Annotated in this window: 14 protein-coding genes; 13 read left to right on the top strand and 1 reads right to left on the bottom strand. The window is 45.4% G+C overall.

Annotated elements, in window-relative coordinates; all coding sequences use genetic code 11:
• The first annotated feature begins 91 nt into the window (after positions 1 to 91).
• The 6 genes from metA (at position 92) to GPK58_RS10975 (ending at position 5,999) form a co-directional block, all read left to right on the top strand.
• Positions 92 to 1,024, top strand: coding sequence for a homoserine O-acetyltransferase MetA (gene metA / locus GPK58_RS11000; RefSeq protein ID WP_173741060.1), 933 nt, complete (start codon positions 92 to 94; stop codon positions 1,022 to 1,024).
• 326 nt (positions 1,025 to 1,350) lie between these two features.
• The gene (locus GPK58_RS10995; RefSeq protein WP_173723373.1) at positions 1,351 to 2,166 is read left to right on the top strand and encodes a methyltetrahydrofolate cobalamin methyltransferase; all 816 of its coding nucleotides are present in this window, start codon (positions 1,351 to 1,353) and stop codon (positions 2,164 to 2,166) included.
• Positions 2,167 to 2,220: 54 nt separating this feature from the next.
• Positions 2,221 to 2,853, top strand: coding sequence for a corrinoid protein (locus GPK58_RS10990; protein ID WP_015524728.1), 633 nt, complete (start codon positions 2,221 to 2,223; stop codon positions 2,851 to 2,853).
• 91 nt (positions 2,854 to 2,944) lie between these two features.
• Entirely contained in the window at positions 2,945 to 4,645 is a 1,701-nt protein-coding gene (locus tag GPK58_RS10985) for an ASKHA domain-containing protein (RefSeq protein ID WP_237971280.1), read from the top strand.
• A 16-nt stretch (positions 4,646 to 4,661) separates the two neighbouring features.
• Positions 4,662 to 5,201, top strand: a complete 540-nt coding sequence (locus GPK58_RS10980; RefSeq protein WP_022426482.1) for a DUF2284 domain-containing protein — start codon at positions 4,662 to 4,664, stop codon at positions 5,199 to 5,201.
• A 15-nt stretch (positions 5,202 to 5,216) separates the two neighbouring features.
• Positions 5,217 to 5,999 carry an arylamine N-acetyltransferase family protein gene (locus tag GPK58_RS10975; protein WP_215638649.1) on the top strand — a complete coding sequence of 261 codons (783 nt, stop codon included), beginning with the start codon at positions 5,217 to 5,219 and terminating at the stop codon, positions 5,997 to 5,999.
• A gap of 21 nt (positions 6,000 to 6,020) precedes the next feature.
• On the opposite strand, the gene GPK58_RS10970 is transcribed toward GPK58_RS10975, so the two are convergent.
• A complete protein-coding gene (locus GPK58_RS10970; protein WP_092068990.1) occupies positions 6,021 to 7,601 on the bottom strand; it encodes a PucR family transcriptional regulator in 1,581 nt (526 codons plus the stop codon).
• Between the two features lie 261 nt (positions 7,602 to 7,862).
• Here GPK58_RS10970 and GPK58_RS10965 point away from each other — a divergent pair, with 261 nt between their 5' ends.
• The 7 genes from GPK58_RS10965 (at position 7,863) to GPK58_RS10935 (ending at position 16,713) form a co-directional block, all read left to right on the top strand.
• A complete protein-coding gene (locus GPK58_RS10965) occupies positions 7,863 to 9,263 on the top strand; it encodes an MFS transporter (protein ID WP_022426479.1) in 1,401 nt (466 codons plus the stop codon).
• 54 nt (positions 9,264 to 9,317) lie between these two features.
• Positions 9,318 to 10,349 carry a uroporphyrinogen decarboxylase family protein gene (locus GPK58_RS10960; RefSeq protein WP_110102183.1) on the top strand — a complete coding sequence of 344 codons (1,032 nt, stop codon included), beginning with the start codon at positions 9,318 to 9,320 and terminating at the stop codon, positions 10,347 to 10,349.
• Positions 10,350 to 10,381: 32 nt separating this feature from the next.
• Positions 10,382 to 11,044 (top strand): IS110 family transposase, encoded by a 663-nt coding sequence (locus GPK58_RS10955; protein WP_215638648.1) that lies wholly within the window; start codon positions 10,382 to 10,384, stop codon positions 11,042 to 11,044.
• 193 nt (positions 11,045 to 11,237) lie between these two features.
• Complete coding sequence (locus tag GPK58_RS10950; RefSeq protein WP_022426477.1) at positions 11,238 to 11,834, top strand: zinc dependent phospholipase C family protein; 597 nt, start codon at positions 11,238 to 11,240, stop codon at positions 11,832 to 11,834.
• A gap of 263 nt (positions 11,835 to 12,097) precedes the next feature.
• On the top strand, positions 12,098 to 14,110 hold the full coding sequence (locus tag GPK58_RS10945; protein ID WP_215638647.1) for a C40 family peptidase: 2,013 nt from the start codon (positions 12,098 to 12,100) through the stop codon (positions 14,108 to 14,110).
• Positions 14,111 to 14,195: 85 nt separating this feature from the next.
• The gene (locus GPK58_RS10940) at positions 14,196 to 15,404 is read left to right on the top strand and encodes a transglutaminase domain-containing protein (protein ID WP_242872538.1); all 1,209 of its coding nucleotides are present in this window, start codon (positions 14,196 to 14,198) and stop codon (positions 15,402 to 15,404) included.
• Positions 15,405 to 15,453: 49 nt separating this feature from the next.
• Positions 15,454 to 16,713 (top strand): TMEM198/TM7SF3 family protein, encoded by a 1,260-nt coding sequence (locus GPK58_RS10935; protein ID WP_215638646.1) that lies wholly within the window; start codon positions 15,454 to 15,456, stop codon positions 16,711 to 16,713.
• The last annotated feature ends 73 nt before the right edge of the window (positions 16,714 to 16,786 follow it).

Here is a 16,786-nt window from a genome sequence, read left to right as displayed (position 1 = left end):
AGGCCGTACAGACTGGAGATACTTTTTATCTGAAGAAAAAAGCCGAGCGGCTCCTTTATAAGAGACGCTTCATATATAAGGAGGGCAAACAATGCCGATCAAAACACAGGGGGATCTTCCGGTAAAGGAGATCCTGGAGAGAGAAAATATATTTGTAATGGACGAAAAACGTGCCATGCACCAGGATATCCGTCCGATCCATATTCTGATCCTGAATCTGATGCCGCTGAAAGAAGAAACAGAGCTGCAGCTTCTGCGTTCTCTTTCCAATACACCGCTGCAGGTGGATGTGACATTTATGGCTGTGGAGAGCCATGAAGCCAAGAATACATCTCTCAGCCATCTGAACAAGTTTTATGAAACGTTCACCGATATAAAGAAAAGTAAATTTGATGGAATGATCATCACAGGAGCACCGGTGGAGCAGATGCCTTTTGAGGAAGTGGATTACTGGAATGAGCTGACTGAGATTATGGATTGGACTGAGAAGCATGTGACTTCCACGATCTTTCTCTGTTGGGCAGCGCAGGCCAGTCTTTATCATTTTTATGGCCTGGAGAAAAAACCTCTGGATAAGAAAATGTTCGGACTTTTCCAGCACAGGGTACTGAACCGTAAGATCCCGCTGGTCCGGGGCTTTGATGATGTATTTCTTGCGCCGCATTCCAGACACACAGAAGTTCCTATTGCAGATATCCATGCATGCAAAGACCTTACGGTCCTGGCGGAAAGCGAAGAGGCTGGTCTGTTCCTTGCAATGGCAGAGGGAGGACGTAAAATCTTTGTTATGGGACATCCGGAATACGACCGCGTGACTTTGGATGGCGAATATAAAAGAGACCTTGCCAAGGGTCTGCCTATTGAAATCCCGAAGAACTATTACAAAGATGACGATCCAAACAACAAACCACTCCTCACCTGGAGGGCCCATGCCAACAACCTGTATACGAACTGGTTGAATTATTACGTATACCAGAGTACTCCGTATGACCTGTACGGGACACCGGATTTCAGGGAAATTTAAGGAATATGAAATAAGTATTAGCATAAGCTCATAAATCGTAGACAAAGCTATGATTTATGGGCTTATTTTAGATTGCTGCTTACGAAGGTCTTTCCTAAAAAACATTCCTACAAAATGTAGGAATAAATGCAATGTTTATGGTATGAAATGCGGCTGGTTTTTTGCATTTATTTTGATACAATCATTATATGAAAGACATGGAACTGAAATAAGAATTCCTGGTTACTGTTCATTGGTAATATTCTGCGAAGCGTGTTACTGAGAACGGAATGAACAGTAACAATTCTTGATGCAGGCCAGAATATGTTAACGGGAGGATAAATAATATGATAATCATAGGTGAAAAAATCAATGGATCCATCCCCTCTGTGGCGGAGGCGATCGCAAACAGAGATGCAGAATTCATCAAGCAGCGGGCACTTGCTCAGGCAAACTCAGGAGCAAGCTATATCGATTGTTGCGCATCTGTTCCGGAAGCAGAAGAAGTAGAAACCTTGAAATGGATGATCGACTGTATTCAGGAAGTGACAGATCTTCCGATTTCCGTAGACAGTCCCAGCGCAGATGTTCTTACAGAAGCTTACAAATTCTGCAGAAAACCGGGTATATTTAACTCTGTATCCGGTGAAGGGGATAAGATCGATAAGATTTTTCCTCTCATGGCACAGCCTGAAAACAAAGGGTGGCAGGTTATCGCACTTTTAAGCGATGATACAGGTATCCCCAAAAGTGCGGAAGACAGACTGAAGGTATTTGACAAGATCATGGCAAAAGCGAAAGAGTACGGAATTTCACCGGACCGTATCCATATCGATCCATTGGTTGAGATGCTCTGTACATCTGAAGATGGTATTGCGATGAACGTGGAAGTAATTTCAAATGTCCGTAAACAGTATCCGATGATCCACATTACAGCGGCAATCAGCAACATTTCATTCAATTTGCCGGTACGTAAGCTTATCAATTTCGGATTTGTGGTACTTGCAATGAATGCCGGCCTTGACAGTGCGATCATGGATCCTACAAACAGAGATATGCTTGGACTTGTATATGCAACAGAGGCATTGCTTGGCCTGGATGATTACTGTATGGAATACATCGGAGCATACAGAGAAGGTCTGATCGGACCTGTAAAAAAATAAATAAAACGCATATGCGGAATGCGGATAAAAAATAAAAAGCGGAGGTGTTTGATTATGTCAAAAATCACAGAAGTAGCAGAATTGGTAGAAAAAGGAAAAGCAAAACTTGTAGGTGCAGCTGTACAGTCAGCTCTTGATGAAGGCTGTGAGGCAACAGAGATTCTTAACAGCATGATCGATGCAATGGCTGTTGTAGGTGAAAGATTTAAGAACGGAGAAATCTTTGTTCCGGAAATGCTGGTAGCAGCCCGTGCAATGAAAAAGGGTGTTGAGGTTCTGAAACCACATCTTGCATCCGGCGCTACAGGAAGTATGGGAAAACTTATCATCGCTACTGTAGCAGGAGATCTTCATGATATCGGAAAGAATCTTGTTGCGATGATGATCGAAAGTGCCGGCTTTGAAGTTATTGATCTCGGTGTTGATGTACCTGCATCGAAGGTTATTGAATGTTACAAAGAAAATCCGGATGTTAAGGTAATTGCACTTTCAGCGCTGCTCACAACTACAATGCCGGCTCTGAAAGATACAGTTGCAGCACTTAATGCGGAAGATTTCAGAAGCAATGTTAAGATCATGGTTGGAGGAGCACCGATCACGAAGGAGTTTGCAGATGAGATCGGCGCAGATGGATATTCAGAAGATGCAGCAAGCGCAGCAGTTCTTGCAAAAGCTTTGGCAGCATAAGGGAAAATAAAACGGGCCGCTCTGTATTGTCTGTGCATGGCATAGACGGCAGAGCGGCTTTTGCTTTACAGTGACCATCGGAGGGATGAAAATGTACCGAATAAAATTTATCAGGGAGGAAAAGGAGATCCTGGTGGAACCGGGTACCAGGATCCTTGAGGCGGAAAGAAAAGCAAAGCTGGTTCCTGATGCACCCTGCGGAGGCCGGGGAAAGTGCGGGAAATGTCGTGTTAAAATAGAAGATCACATGGTGCTTGCATGTCAGACGGAAATCCATAGTGACCTTGAAGTAGATACATTGTCCGGATGCCAGGAAGAGGAGATCCTTACAGAAGGAATGCAGAGACCGGTTGCGTTCAGGCCTGATCTGAAACAGAAAAAAGTGATTCTTAAGAAACCGGAGACAGGAGACAACCGCTCTGAATGGGAGCGGCTGACAGAACAGCTGGATGTGGAAAAACCTGTTCTGCCTGATACTGAAATTGCATCGAAGCTTTACGGCTGCAGAAAAGAAGCAGAAGAATGGTATGTGATCTGTGCAGGAAATGAGATCCTGGATATCAGCAGAGAAGAGAAAAAAATCTGTTTTGCGGCTTTTGATATAGGTACCACGACGGTGGTCGGCTATCTTATGGATGCATTGACCGGGAAGCAGCTGGCTCTCAAGAGCAGAATGAACCCACAGACTCAGTATGGCGCAGATGTGATCATGCGGGCGGATCATGCTCTGGAGCATGGCGTAGAGCAGCTGACCGGCTGCATACGGAATGCGGTTGATGAAATGCTCCAGGAACTGGCAGAGGAAGCAGGAAGAAGCACATTAGATATCTGTCAGGTATCTGTGGTAGGAAATACCTGCATGCATCATCTTTTTCTTGGGATTTCTCCGGCATCGCTGGTCCATGCACCGTATAATCCGGCGATCAGTCAGGGGCTTACACTGAATGCAGAGCAATATGGGCTCCATATCCACAGAAAGGGGCAGCTGCTTATGCTGCCTGATATAGCCGGGTATGTAGGGGCAGATACCTGTGGCTGCATTTTGGCGCTCAGACAGGATCAGCAGAACGAGATCAGCCTTATGATCGATATTGGAACGAACGGGGAGATGGTCCTTGGAAATAAAACGAGATTAGCCTGCTGTTCAACAGCTGCCGGTCCGGCATTTGAAGGTGCAAAGATCGAGTGCGGGATGCGCGGAGGAGCAGGAGCAGTAGATCATGTAGTATACAAAGATGGAAAATGGGAATACACGACTATAGGAAATAAGGCTCCGGCAGGCTTATGCGGTTCAGGTCTGATCGATCTTGTGGCACAGCTGTACCTGGCTGGCTTTATTGATGAAAGTGGTCATCTGGAAAGCGGCCAGGAAAAGGCGGGAGTGTTTGTGCTGGTACCTCCGGAAAAGTCGGGAAATGACAGGGGCGTTTATCTGACACAGAAGGATATCGGAGAGGTGCAGCTGGCAAAAGCGGCTATCGCAGCAGGAATTTTTCTTCTTATGAAAAGACTGGAGATCACAGAAAAGGATATTAAACGGGTCTATCTTGCCGGTGCATTCGGCAATTACATGAATCCGGAAAGTGCGGCGGCGATCGGGATGTTCCCGGCTGAGCTGCTGCCCAGGATACAGCCGGTGGGAAATGCGGCAGGCGAAGGTGCCAGGATCGCACTCCTGAATGAAGAGGAAAGAAAAGAAATGGATCGAACTGTCAAAAATATGGATTTTGTGGAGCTGGCAGCTTCGCCGGAGTTCCAGGACTGTTTTGTGGATGGCTTATGCTTTCCGTAATGCGAGGAGAATGGATATGCTTAATATAAAAGAACTGGAAGAGATGGGAAAAAAGGCAGGATTTTCTTATGTAGCACTTCTGAAGAGCGATTCGATCCAGCTTATGCCGGAGGTAAGGGAAATGTGCAAAAATAATACCTGCCATATGTATGCAAAACGCTGGAGCTGTCCTCCCGGATGCGGAGATCTTGAAGTATGCAGAAAAAAGATAGAAAAGTACAGGGAAGGCATTATTGTCCAGACAGTGGGGAAACTGGAGGATCCTCTGGACGGAGAGACGATGATGGAGACCGAAGCGGTTCATAAACAGAATTTTTATGAATTTGAAAAAGTGCTCAGAGAAAGATGGCCGGGTATGCTCCCCATAGGGGCCGGGTGCTGTACAAAATGTAAAACGTGTACATATCCGGATGCTCCATGCCGTTTCCCCGAACAGGCATTTTCTTCGATGGAAGCCTATGGAATGCTGGTAACACAGGTATGCCAGGCAAATGGTCTGAAATACTATTATGGTCCCTGTACGATCGCCTATACCAGCTGTTATCTTCTTGAATAGAACAGGAGTGAAAAAATGAATGACAGAGAACGGGAGGCATATCTGAACAGGATCGGATATGAGGGTGAATTAAGAACAGATAAAAAATGTCTGGAAAAGATAATGGACCTTCATCTTTGCAGTATTCCCTTTGAAAATCTGGAAGTTTTTGACGAGGGAAGGATTCCTTCTCTGAAGTGGGAAGATATTTATGAGAAGATCATTGTCAGAAAACGAGGTGGATATTGCTTTGAGCTGAATAAATTGTTTTATGAGCTTCTGAAAGCTTTGGATTTCCGTGTGATCCCTGTGGCGGTAAGGATATTGTGGAACCGGGAAGAGCTTCCGCCGGTCCTGCACCGGGCAACCCTTGTTATTTTTGGGGAAGGAAGCTATTACTGTGATGTAGGATACGGAGGTCCCGGACCCAAGAAGCCGGTTCTTATGAAGGATGGTATCCACAGAGAAAAAAACGGATGGTACCGTGTTAACATGAAGCCGGGAAATACAAACGGAGAGATACTTGTTGAACGAAGGAAAGAAGAAAAATATCTGCCAATACTCAGATTTTCACAGACTCCTACAGTAGAAGCAGATTTTGAACTGCTGAATTTCTATTGTGCAAAATCTCCAGATGTATTAATTACCAGAAAAAGAGTGGTGAGCATCTGCAGACCGGAAGGAAGTGTTGCGCTGACCGGGGATGTTCTTACAATCCAGAAGGAAGATGGATCCATTGAAACGAAAATAAGCGATTCGGAAGAAACCATCAGGCTATGGATGGAACATTATTTCGGATTGGAGTTTTTACAGATATAAGCAGAAAAAAGGACCAGGTTGTCAGGTGACAGTCTGGTCCTTTTCCTGCAGAAGAAAGCAGAGCTGCAGAAGAAGCCGGTCTTTCGGATTATCCAGATCAACCTTTGTGAGTTTCTGGATGCGCTCCAGACGGTAGGTCAGGGAACTTCTATGTATAAAAAGCTCACGGGCTGTCTGAAGAGAATTGCGTTCATGCTCCAGATAGACCTTGAGTGTGTGATACAGCTCAGTATTGTTTTTTCGGTCATAATTCTGCAGTGCATCCAGCCGTGAAGAGACCAGAAGCTCGGGACTGATCTGATGGCTGATCTGGGAAAGCATATATTCCAGAAGATAAGCATCAAAATGATAGCACCAGGCCATGCTCTGACTTTTTTTGCCCAGGCGCAAGGCGGAAACAGCCTGAATATATCCCTGAGGGATCAGGAGAAAATCACGAAATTCAGAGCTTACTCCCATTTTAAAAAGCCCTTCGCGCAGGATGATCGCAAGTGAACTGATAACATCGGAAGATACAGAGTGCTTAAAGGACAGATTAACGATCACAACGATTCCCTGCTGATAGGTAAAAGCCAGACCTTCCGGGATCTGGGCTTCAATGTGTCCCAGTGTGGCGATGGAAGAGTGCATACGGTCATCCTGCTGCTGGGTTTCCAGACGAAGTACAAGATATCGGTCATGGCGATTCCAGTTCAGATACTGGATCTGATCGGTAACTGCCTGTAGTTCTGTGAGCTTTCCGGAAAGATACTCCGTGAAGAACTGCCGGGAGTCATTTCCCATTGAGATTTGGAACAGATTGTGCCGACGGATGCATAGCTCGATAAAGGAGCCAAGATACTCAAGAGCAGAAAAATGTCCGGGCTGTATCTCCGTCTGGAGCTCATCTACACAAAGCCTGCCCTGATAATTGCCGCTGACCCAGAGATTCATGTAGAGGATACGGTAACCGCGGAGCTCTTCGGAATAAATATTGGCGCCGTGGGTGATAAGTGTGCGCTGGTATTCGGCATCAAGCTTGAAATCCTGAATCAGGCTTAAAGGTGCGATGAGTCTACCTGTACGCTGGTCATGGACCCATTCGGACATACCGGTTACGTGCCGGGGAGAAGAAAGGATATAAAAGTTGGTGTCGTGGGCAAAAACCGGATTATGAAATATATCCAGACTGGCTTCCAGCATCTCATTCAGCGGATCGATACTTCCAAGTGCAAGCTGGAGTTTACTGTCCCAGTCAGAATATCTGTCAAAGGTCTGCTGTATTTGGTTGAAGACCTCAGAAAAAGAAAGGGTTCCCTTAATGTGAAGGATCCTGCAGCTTTCGGAAAAGCAGGAAAGATCACCGGAGCCCACCACTACAAATGCGATGTTCTGGTATCGCAGGAAGCTTTCGGAAAGAGAATTGCCGAAGACAAGATAAAGGTAGCATGGCTTCAGCAGGGCTCCTGCCTGATATATGCGAAGACCATCCAGCGTCAGGGGGTCTTCACGGCAGAGGATGGAAACATCCTCTTTTTTCTCCGCAAAATCGTCAGCAATGATCTGGAGATTAAGATGGAAGCCTGTATGCAGGCTATTCACGAAATGCTCTCTTTTGTTCAAAATATTTCCTCCAATTCATAAAAGCCTTGTATTTATAGGAAATTATAACATATTAGACGGAAAATAAAAAGAAAACGGAGAGGGAATTATTTGTGCATATTTACAATAATAACTGTACAAAAAGTATGAAGCATTGGAGAAAGAATGAAGAAGTGTGCGGATTTACGAACAAGAAAAAAACAACTATACTATAACCATCAAAGGTAACGTGAAGTTGTGGAAATGGCCGGTCCCACAAAAAACAGCGAAGGGGGAAAGAAAATGAGTAAAAATGAAATACCGAAACAAGATCCGAAACAGAAAAAGGGTCTTACAAATGCCCTGAAATATTTCTTTGGTGTTGGTGATGCCGGATTTGTTCTTATGAGTAATATCGAGACATTTTACTTTATGACATTTCTGACGGATCTGGCAGGCTTTGCAGCTGGTGTGGCTGGTGTGATCAATTCCGTATTTACCATTGTTGATGCCTGTCTGTCCTGGCTTTACGGAGGAATCATCAATGGCACAAAAGCAAAGAAATGGGGGCGTTATCGTTCCTGGCTGATCATGGTTCCGTGGATGGTGCCGTTTCTGTACGCATTCATGTTCATACGTGTCAGTGATAATGAATGGCTTTCGGCAGTGGTGATCATTGCCGCATCCATCGCATCTCATGTGGCATGGAATTTCAGCTATGTTGCCAATGCAACCCTGATCAGTATTGTTGGTAAAACACCGGAAGACAAAGCAACGCTTGCATCCTCCAGGGCAACCTGGAATAACATAGGCGGTCTGTTGTTTTCCTATATGGGTCTTCCATTTGCAACACTTCTTGCCGGATATGTCGGTGAGAAAAATAAATTTGCAGCAGCAGCTTTCTGCCTGGGTATTCTGATGGTCGTAACCTATTTCGCCCATTTCAAGATGACGGAAGGCTATGAAGAGATTGAAACGGAAACCGCAGGAAAGAAAAATGACAAAACAAAGATCACGATCAGAGAGATGTTTGCTTCCCTGTTTCAGAATCCGCCTCTTATGGTCCTGATGCTGGCAGACCTTGCAAAATGGTGTGTGAAATTTGTAACAGCAGCATCTGCTATTTACTATTTCAGGGATGCAATGGGAAATCCGGGACTGATGACCACTTATCTTCTCTGTGTTGCCATCGGTGCCATCATCGGAGCTTTTTCCATGAGATACATTGCAAAAGCAATATCGTCCCGTACAACTATGATCATTGCTTATGCAGGAATGGCAGTATCACTGTTCCTTGTATATATTTTCTATGGAAATGCAATGACAGTGATCGCCCTTATGACACTTGCCCAGTTCTTCTATGGTATGGCTTTTGCAGCTTCACCTGCACTTTATGCGGACACTGTAGTGTATGCAACATGGAAGAGCGGAAAAGATGCATCCGGATGGATTATGGGATTACAGAATCTTCCGCTGAAGATTGCCGTATTCTTAAGAGGAACGATCCTCAGCGCCTGTCTTGTGGCGGTAGGCTGGAAATCCGGAGTTGTTCTTGAGGGAACGGCCCGTCAGGGAATGACGATTTCCTTTGCACTTGTTCCGGCTATTTTCTGTCTGGCAGGTCTTCTACTTCTGGTGTTTGGATTTAAGATCACAAAGGAAAAGGTTCTTCAGTATCAGGCTGAGATTGACGCAAGATCATAAAGATAAGTGATCGGGTATTTTGAAAGATCACAGGATAATAAAGGAGGAAGCATTATGTTGAAAGCATCGGAGATTTTACTTGAAACGATAAAAAAGGACGGCAGGCCAGAACGACTTCTGAGACAGTATGAGGGTGCGACCTTTTACCCGCCGAACCCGGCAAATAATTATGTGCGTGGAAACCGTCACCGTGGTATGGAGCCTATGAAGGATCTTTTCGGAACTGAGATCCTCTGGCCCCAGGAACAGCTGGCTGCAATGCCACATGTAACAGAGGACAACAAGGTCATTGATGATATCACAGAATGGAAAGAGCAGCTGGTGATTCCGGATATTGTCGGTCAGTGCTCGGATCCGGCTTTATGGGAACCATTTAAACAGAAGGCACAGGAGATAAAGGATTCAGGAAGCCTTTTCATGGCATTTATGCCTACAGGTGTTTTTGAGAGGCTTCACTTCCTGATGGGATTTGAGGATATGCTGGTGAACTTCCTTCTTGAGCCGGAGGATATGATGGATCTCTGCAATGCCATTGGGGAGTACCGTTTCCAGCTTACAAAGCTGATCGTTGATAATCTCCACCCGGATATCATCCTTTCCCATGATGACTGGGGTTCCAAGCAGTCCCTGTTCATCAGTCCGGACACATGGAGAGAATTTATCAAACCACAGTATGAAAGATCCTATAAATATATGAAAGACCATGGAGTGATCATCATGCATCACGCAGATTCCTTCATGGAACCGATCATAGAGGATATGGTTGATCTTGGGATTGACATCTGGCAGGGAACACTTCCGCAGAATGATATTCCGAAGCTCCAGAAACAGCTGAACGGAAGAATGACACTTATGGGCGGAATCGATGCTTCGATCGTAGACCGTGTGGATTCCACAGAAGAAGAGATCCGTAAGGAGGTCAGAAGAGCATGTGAGGAGTATGCACCACATGGACATTTCATTCCATGTATTACCTATGGAGGTCCCGGTTGTCTGTTCCCTCATGTAGATTCAATTATTGATGACGAGATTGAAAAATATAATAAGGAGCATTCCTGTAATTCATTAAAAGCGCCAATTGAATAAAAAAGAACCTCAAGGTATGATTGAGTTGCATCTTGGCGGATGTAAACAAAACAATCAAGCACTGGAGGTTCCAAATGAATTATACACAGAATGAAAAGATTGAGCAAGTAACAGATTCAACAATGGTTGTCGGAGTTGATATCGGAAGCCAGATACATTATGCAAGAGCTTTTGATAACAGAGGACGCGAACTTACAAAACGTATTTTTTCTTTTCATAACGATCTGGAAGGGTTCAATTCTTTCAGCCTTTGGGCAGAGACACTTAAGACTGAGAATAAAAAGATTGCAGTTCTGATAAGAGACCTGGTATACAGCCGTGACGGGATCATGAAGCAGCACAACATATCTGCAAACAGGATTCAGAGATGGCTTGCAATACATTTCCCGGAATATCTGGGATTATACACACGATTTGATGCAATAAGCGGCCTGGCAGTGCTTGAAAAAGCACCATTGCCAAAAGATGTGATCGCGCTTGGAGTAAATGGGATCCGAAAGATCTGGCATGATAAAAAGATGCGTGGCAGAGGAGTTACTGAAGATAGGGCAAAGACCCTGGTTGAAGCTGCGCACAACAGTGTTGGACTTGATGGAGGGATTGGAACAAAAAGTGAATTATATATGCTGCTTGGTTTCCAGCACGGTTTATCTTTACGGAGAACCGAAGACAAGTACCGTCTGGGCATCTATTGATCTGAAGCAACGGCAGCTTTTTGATCTGGATTAAATTTACATAATCTTTATTTGATTATTTGAAAAAACAGTGCTATAGTAAAGTTGGTTCCGGTAAACGGATGATTTATGGATCCCAGAAGAGGACCGGGCGGAACCAAATTACTGTTGACCGGTCAGGATCTGGATCAGGAAAGAAGGAAGAGGGAAAAAATTGCGTAAAAAATCACATATACTGTTAGGCAGATACCTGGCTGACCAGATGTCTGAGGTGTACAGTCTCCAGCAGCACAGAAAAGCGTTTTGCCTGGGCAATATCATGCCTGATCTGAAACCATCGTTTCTCACCACCAGACATGAGTTTTTCGGAACATTCGATCACCTCCAGAATAAGATGAGGGCGCTTGTCGAGAAGAACCCGGAGGAAGAGAATGCCAGAGTATACTGGAGAAGATTCGGTGAGGTCATGCATTATATGGCTGATTATTTTACTTTTCCTCATAACAAAACATACAAAGGAAATCTTGCAGCACATAATTCTTATGAAGCTGAGCTGAAGAACCGCCTGAGAGAATGTATCCTCAGTGGCGCAGCAGACAGCCAGCTGGAAGAAGCGAAGCAGTTTGAAAGCTTTGAGGAACTTGTGGAATATATCCGTGAGCGTCATGCATATTATCTGGAAAGCCCTCGATGCATTGCCGATGACATCCGTTTTATCCTTCGGGTGTGCTATCAGGTTGTACAGGGGATTTTTCAGCTCTGTGTCAGAAAACAGTTTCATATGGGCGGACAGCCGGCAGTGACTGTCTGACAGTATATAAAAAGCCGCAGTGTGTGAGAGCACTGTGGCTTTTTTACGTTATGGTAAACTCTAAAAAATCTTACAAAAATGTGAATAAAAAGTGAAAAATAGATGAATTGAAGGAGATATCCTACCAGAACAGTTGATTTCACGATTTTCGTATGCTAAAATAAATTGAATTAAACTTTAAGTTATCAAACGGTTTAAGGCAGACCTTTATTATAGGGGAAGTAAAGGGATGTTCAAGGAAAGAAGGGAGCATCTTAATAAATATGAAGAACAAGTACCTGAATAAGTTTTTTTGCATCACGATGTTATCAGCTATGGTACTGGCAATTCCAACCGGAGTAAAAGCCGCCGAGGAAGCAGATAATGTTGTTGCTGAGGAAGGTGTTTCAGGAGACGGGAGTGAGGTAAGTGAACCGGAACCGGAAGTTCCGGCAGAACCGGTGCCGACAGCTGCACCGGAACCGGAAATAACTGCTGCACCTGACCCGGAACCAACTACAGCGCCGGAGCCAACAGATACACCGACACCTGCGCCGACGGAAACACCGGAGCCAACTGCAACACCTGCGCCGACGGGAACACCGGAGCCGACAGCGACACCTGTACCAACGGCAACACCGGAACCGACAGCGACACCTGCACCAACGGCAACGCCGGAGCCAACCGCAACACCTGCACCGACGGCAACACCGGCCAGGGATGACTCTGCAAAGGTACAGGCGGTGATCCGGAAGATCAAAGCATTGGCAGGCAGAACGATCACAGCAGCAGATAAAGCGGAGATAGATAGCGTACGTGCAGCTTATGAGGCACTGTCTAATACAGAAAAGGCCAAGGTTACGAATTATAAGATCCTGACTGAGGCAGAAGCCAAGCTTGCAGCTGTCGACAAGAACGGCAGTGATAACAAAAAAGGCAACAAAAAAGATGATAGCAGCACGGAAGATAACAAGAATACAGAGATCACAGATGGAAATAACGCCACAGCAACACAGATTGGAGATCCTGTTTATGTGACAAATATGGTATCCAATCTCCATGCGGGCAAGGATTTTTATCTGGATAGTCTTAAAAGCAATTATCATCTGTCCTTCTCTGATGATTTTGCTTCTGTAATGGAAGAGATCGAAAGAGAATATAAAGAGAAGAACAAGCTTACCGATACGGAGAATACACTTCTGGTAAGAAACTGGCAGGATATCCTTGCTGTTTATATTTACGAAAAGAGCAAAGCAGGAGCAACGTCATTTACATTGGATGCATCCTGCAAGGATGATCTGGCAAGGATCTTTGCGGAGATGAACCCCATCGTCAGGGACAAGCAGGATATTACCAAGATATCCTACGGAAATCGCAAGATCAACTACTACATCAAGAAGAACAATATTGCAAAGAAAGACAGAAGCGTCCTTAAGAAATATGTGGAAACAGACTGTAAGCTTCTCTGTGCGGTAGTTACCGCATCCAAAGGCTTTGTCCGTGAAAGCGTGGGAGACAATGTTTCTGAGGATCGTGTAGATGTTATCACCGCAGCGTATTCACTGGTTGGTAAGGTCGGATATTTCTGGGGCGGTAAATCTACGGTGATCGGAGAAGATCCAAGCTGGGGCTCCGTTGAGAAGGTATCTGCAGACGGCAGCAGAAGCTCCGGTACGCTCCGTGCATATGGTCTGGACTGCAGCGGCTTTGTTACCTGGGCAGTGATCAATGGATATAAGGATCAGGGAATGCAGGCAGCAGTTGGAGACGGAACCTCTGACCAGTGGGAGAAGGCCGGTGTTGTCAGCGAAGCAGATGCACAGCCAGGAGATCTGGTATTCCAGAGAGGACCGGAAGCAGGAAGCAACAACCACGTTGGTATCCTGTGCGGAAAGACGGATTCCGGCGACTGGATCGCAGTACATTGTTCCTCAAGCAAGAATGGTGTAACGGTTGGTGAGGCATACAGTGCAAGCTTCCGTTATATCAGAAAGCCATCCTTCTATCAGGATACAACGGCGGAGGAAAATGAGACCACAGCTACAGAGAATGATGTTCTGACAGAGGAGAGTGCAGAAAAGCTCCTCACGGATGTGGTTAGATCTGATGCACTGAAGGATGCACTGGCATCCGGTGATACTGTTTCCAGTGACCTTCTTGCAGATTTTAAGAATAAGGCTTTGCAGGAGGATGAGGAAGAAGATGAAGTTGAGACGCTGACTCTGGATCAGGAGACCATGGACGATGCAGTGGATACATTTGATGATGATGTAGAAACACTGGAAATGGAAAACTAAGGGACAGCGATTGAAGATAAGGGCAGTCTCCCACGGGAGGCTGCCCTTTCTTACAATCGCTGCTTCAGACATAGGACATGATATTATGAAAAAAAGAAATTTCTGCCCCATGGCAGCCGCAGTGCTTACAGCTGCAGTGATCCTTCAGCCCTTTAGCGCTTCGGCAGGGGCACTGGGTCAGATCCGCTCCATAGCAAAGAGCATTATTTCAGGCGAACCAAAGGAAGTAGAGGAACTGCGTCAGATGGAGGTTGCCCAGAGCGAAGAAGGGCATCAGGAATATTATTTCAAACAGCTTACGGAAGAAGAGCAGAGAGTATATCGGGAGCTGCTGAAAGGAATCCGTGCCCGGGAAAAGGAGTTTTATCTGACGATCTCCGATGATGACAGTATTGACAGAAGCTATCATGCAGTATTGAAAGACCACCCGGAGATATTCTGGGTCCACAATCGTGAAAAAATCTACAAAACTACGTATTCAGACAGTGATTACTGCGTTTTTACTCCGGGCTATACTTATACAGACAGCGAGATCGATGAGATACAGACGGCCATGGAGCAGAGCTTTCAGGAGGTCAGAGCCCTGATCCCGGAGGATGCCGGTGATTACGAGAAGGTACGCATTGTTTATACGTATGTTATTGACCATACCCAGTATCAGACTGGGGAGGATGATCAGAGCATAGCAGGTGTTTTCTGGAAAAAATCTGCAGTCTGTGCCGGATATGCAGGAGCTGTCCAGTATCTTCTGGAAAGGCTGGATATTCCCTGTATTTATGTGGACGGAAGCACAAAAGGAAGTACAGAGGGTCATGCATGGGATATTGTAAAAATAGGCCAGGAGTATTATTATGTAGATGCTACCAATGGGGATCAGCCGGATTTTTTAAATGGAGATGCCGCACAGCTGGAAGAACATAAGACGATCATTTACGATTATCTCTGCCCTTTCCCGGAAGAATATGAAAAAACCTATACACCATCGGAAGAACTGACAGTTCCGGCATGTACTGCGAAGGATCTGGATTTTTATGTGCTGAACCAGGGGTACTTTGAAGATTACAGCTGGCAGGACATATATGATTATTGTAAGATGAGACTGGATAATGGTGCGGCTGTAGTGCGTTTCAAGTTTGGCAGTCAGGAAGCTTTTTCCGAGGCCTGTCAGGAACTGCTGGATGATGGCGTGGTACAGAATGTGGCACAGTATTATATGAAACTTCACGGACTTGGTCAGGTGGAGTATCATTATGGAGTGATGGATAATTTTTATACCATATATTTTATTTTCTGAAACATCTTCGGGAAGATTTCCGGAGGTTTTGGAAAGAGAGGAGTAAGTTATGAATATGGATATGTTGTCAAGAGGATTTGACATACTGCAGAGAGCAGGAGGTATGGAACAGATCAGCCAGCTGATGGTGATCGTATATGGAGTGCTCTGCGTTTTCGGGCTTTTGAACTGTATCCTGGGATATCGTATCCTCCGGTTCTGGATGATGATCTTTGGATTTATCATCGGAGCAGGCGCCGGCTTTGGTGTAACCTATATGTCCGGTGTTCAGGATAAAATGGTGATCGCAGGTGCCATGGCGGGACTGGGGATCGTACTGGCTGTTGTTTCGTTTCTGATCTACAGGGCAGGAATCTTTGTACTGGGATTTGGTATCGGAATAACATTGAGTATCTATCTGGTCCATCCGACCAGTTCTTTTTCTTTTTTCCTGTGCATCCTTATCGGCGTGGGACTGGGAGTACTTGCTATGCGTTATGCGAAAGGAGTGATCATTGTCGGAACCAGTATACTGGGTGGTGTTCTGGCAGGATTATCCATTGCAAAGATCGCAGGGCTGGCGCAGTTTCCATATGGCGTCGGTATGGCAGCGGGAATTGCGATCCTTGGTATGCTGATCCAGTTCGCCATCAACAAAGACCGATACGATGAGGAAGATGACGAAGAAGAGGATGACGACGATGGAACTCTGCCGGAGGAGACCAGGAAGCCGGCAGGAAGGGACCGTAGAGGAAACAGTCGTGAATACACCTCTGACCGTAACAGGGACGATCACAGATATACATACGAAAACCGGGCAAACGATGACCGGGAAAGCCGGGGTGAAAGACGTTCCCGCAGACCATCTGACAGAGAAGGACGCAACTCTGACAGACGAGAAAGAAATTATGCAGACAGCCGAAAAAGATCCGGAAGCGAAAGAAACAGCAAAGGCAGTTCCACTGAAAGAAGAAGCACTTCCGGAACATCCGGCAGAAACAGAACATCCGACAGAAATTATGCTTCGGATGACAGAAGAGGCCGCAGATACAGCCAGAGCAGCAGCACCAGGGAACGAAGGAATGCAGGAACGGGAAGCAGATCCCGCTATGCAGATCCGGAGGATCATGAAGACTATGATCGTTTTGATGAGTCGGAAAACAGGGACAGCTATGAAGATTTTGAAAAACTGCAGCAGAAAAGACGTCGGATGGATATTGAAAATATGGCGGATTTTGATGAGCAGGAAGAATATGGAAATTACAGGAATAACCCGGATCTGATGAATGATGAGGATCTGGATGAGCTTGATGAGTGGAAAGACAACTGAGAAAAATCCGAGGAGTGACAGAAATGGGAAAAGAAGCCAAAACAAACGCGATGAGAATGCTGGATCGAAAAAA

Origin of the sequence: Blautia sp. MCC270 (assembly GCF_018785605.1) — a bacterium.
GTDB lineage: Bacteria > Bacillota > Clostridia > Lachnospirales > Lachnospiraceae > Blautia_A > Blautia_A fusiformis.
The sequence above is the reverse complement of the archived record's forward strand: the minus strand, read 5'-3'. Positions and strand labels throughout refer to the sequence as shown.

Excerpts from the sequence above, each read along its gene's own strand:
- GPK58_RS10985 (WP_237971280.1), top strand. The coding sequence starts at position 2,945 with ATGTACCGAATAAAATTTATCAGGGAGGAAAAGGAGATCCTGGTGGAA.
- GPK58_RS10940 (WP_242872538.1), top strand. The coding sequence starts at position 14,196 with ATGAAAAAAAGAAATTTCTGCCCCATGGCAGCCGCAGTGCTTACAGCT.
- GPK58_RS10965 (WP_022426479.1), top strand. The coding sequence starts at position 7,863 with ATGAGTAAAAATGAAATACCGAAACAAGATCCGAAACAGAAAAAGGGT.
- GPK58_RS10945 (WP_215638647.1), top strand. The coding sequence starts at position 12,098 with ATGAAGAACAAGTACCTGAATAAGTTTTTTTGCATCACGATGTTATCA.
- GPK58_RS10980 (WP_022426482.1), top strand. The coding sequence starts at position 4,662 with ATGCTTAATATAAAAGAACTGGAAGAGATGGGAAAAAAGGCAGGATTT.
- GPK58_RS10975 (WP_215638649.1), top strand. The coding sequence starts at position 5,217 with ATGAATGACAGAGAACGGGAGGCATATCTGAACAGGATCGGATATGAG.
- metA (WP_173741060.1), top strand. The coding sequence starts at position 92 with ATGCCGATCAAAACACAGGGGGATCTTCCGGTAAAGGAGATCCTGGAG.
- GPK58_RS10935 (WP_215638646.1), top strand. The coding sequence starts at position 15,454 with ATGAATATGGATATGTTGTCAAGAGGATTTGACATACTGCAGAGAGCA.
- GPK58_RS10990 (WP_015524728.1), top strand. The coding sequence starts at position 2,221 with ATGTCAAAAATCACAGAAGTAGCAGAATTGGTAGAAAAAGGAAAAGCA.
- GPK58_RS10960 (WP_110102183.1), top strand. The coding sequence starts at position 9,318 with ATGTTGAAAGCATCGGAGATTTTACTTGAAACGATAAAAAAGGACGGC.
- GPK58_RS10995 (WP_173723373.1), top strand. The coding sequence starts at position 1,351 with ATGATAATCATAGGTGAAAAAATCAATGGATCCATCCCCTCTGTGGCG.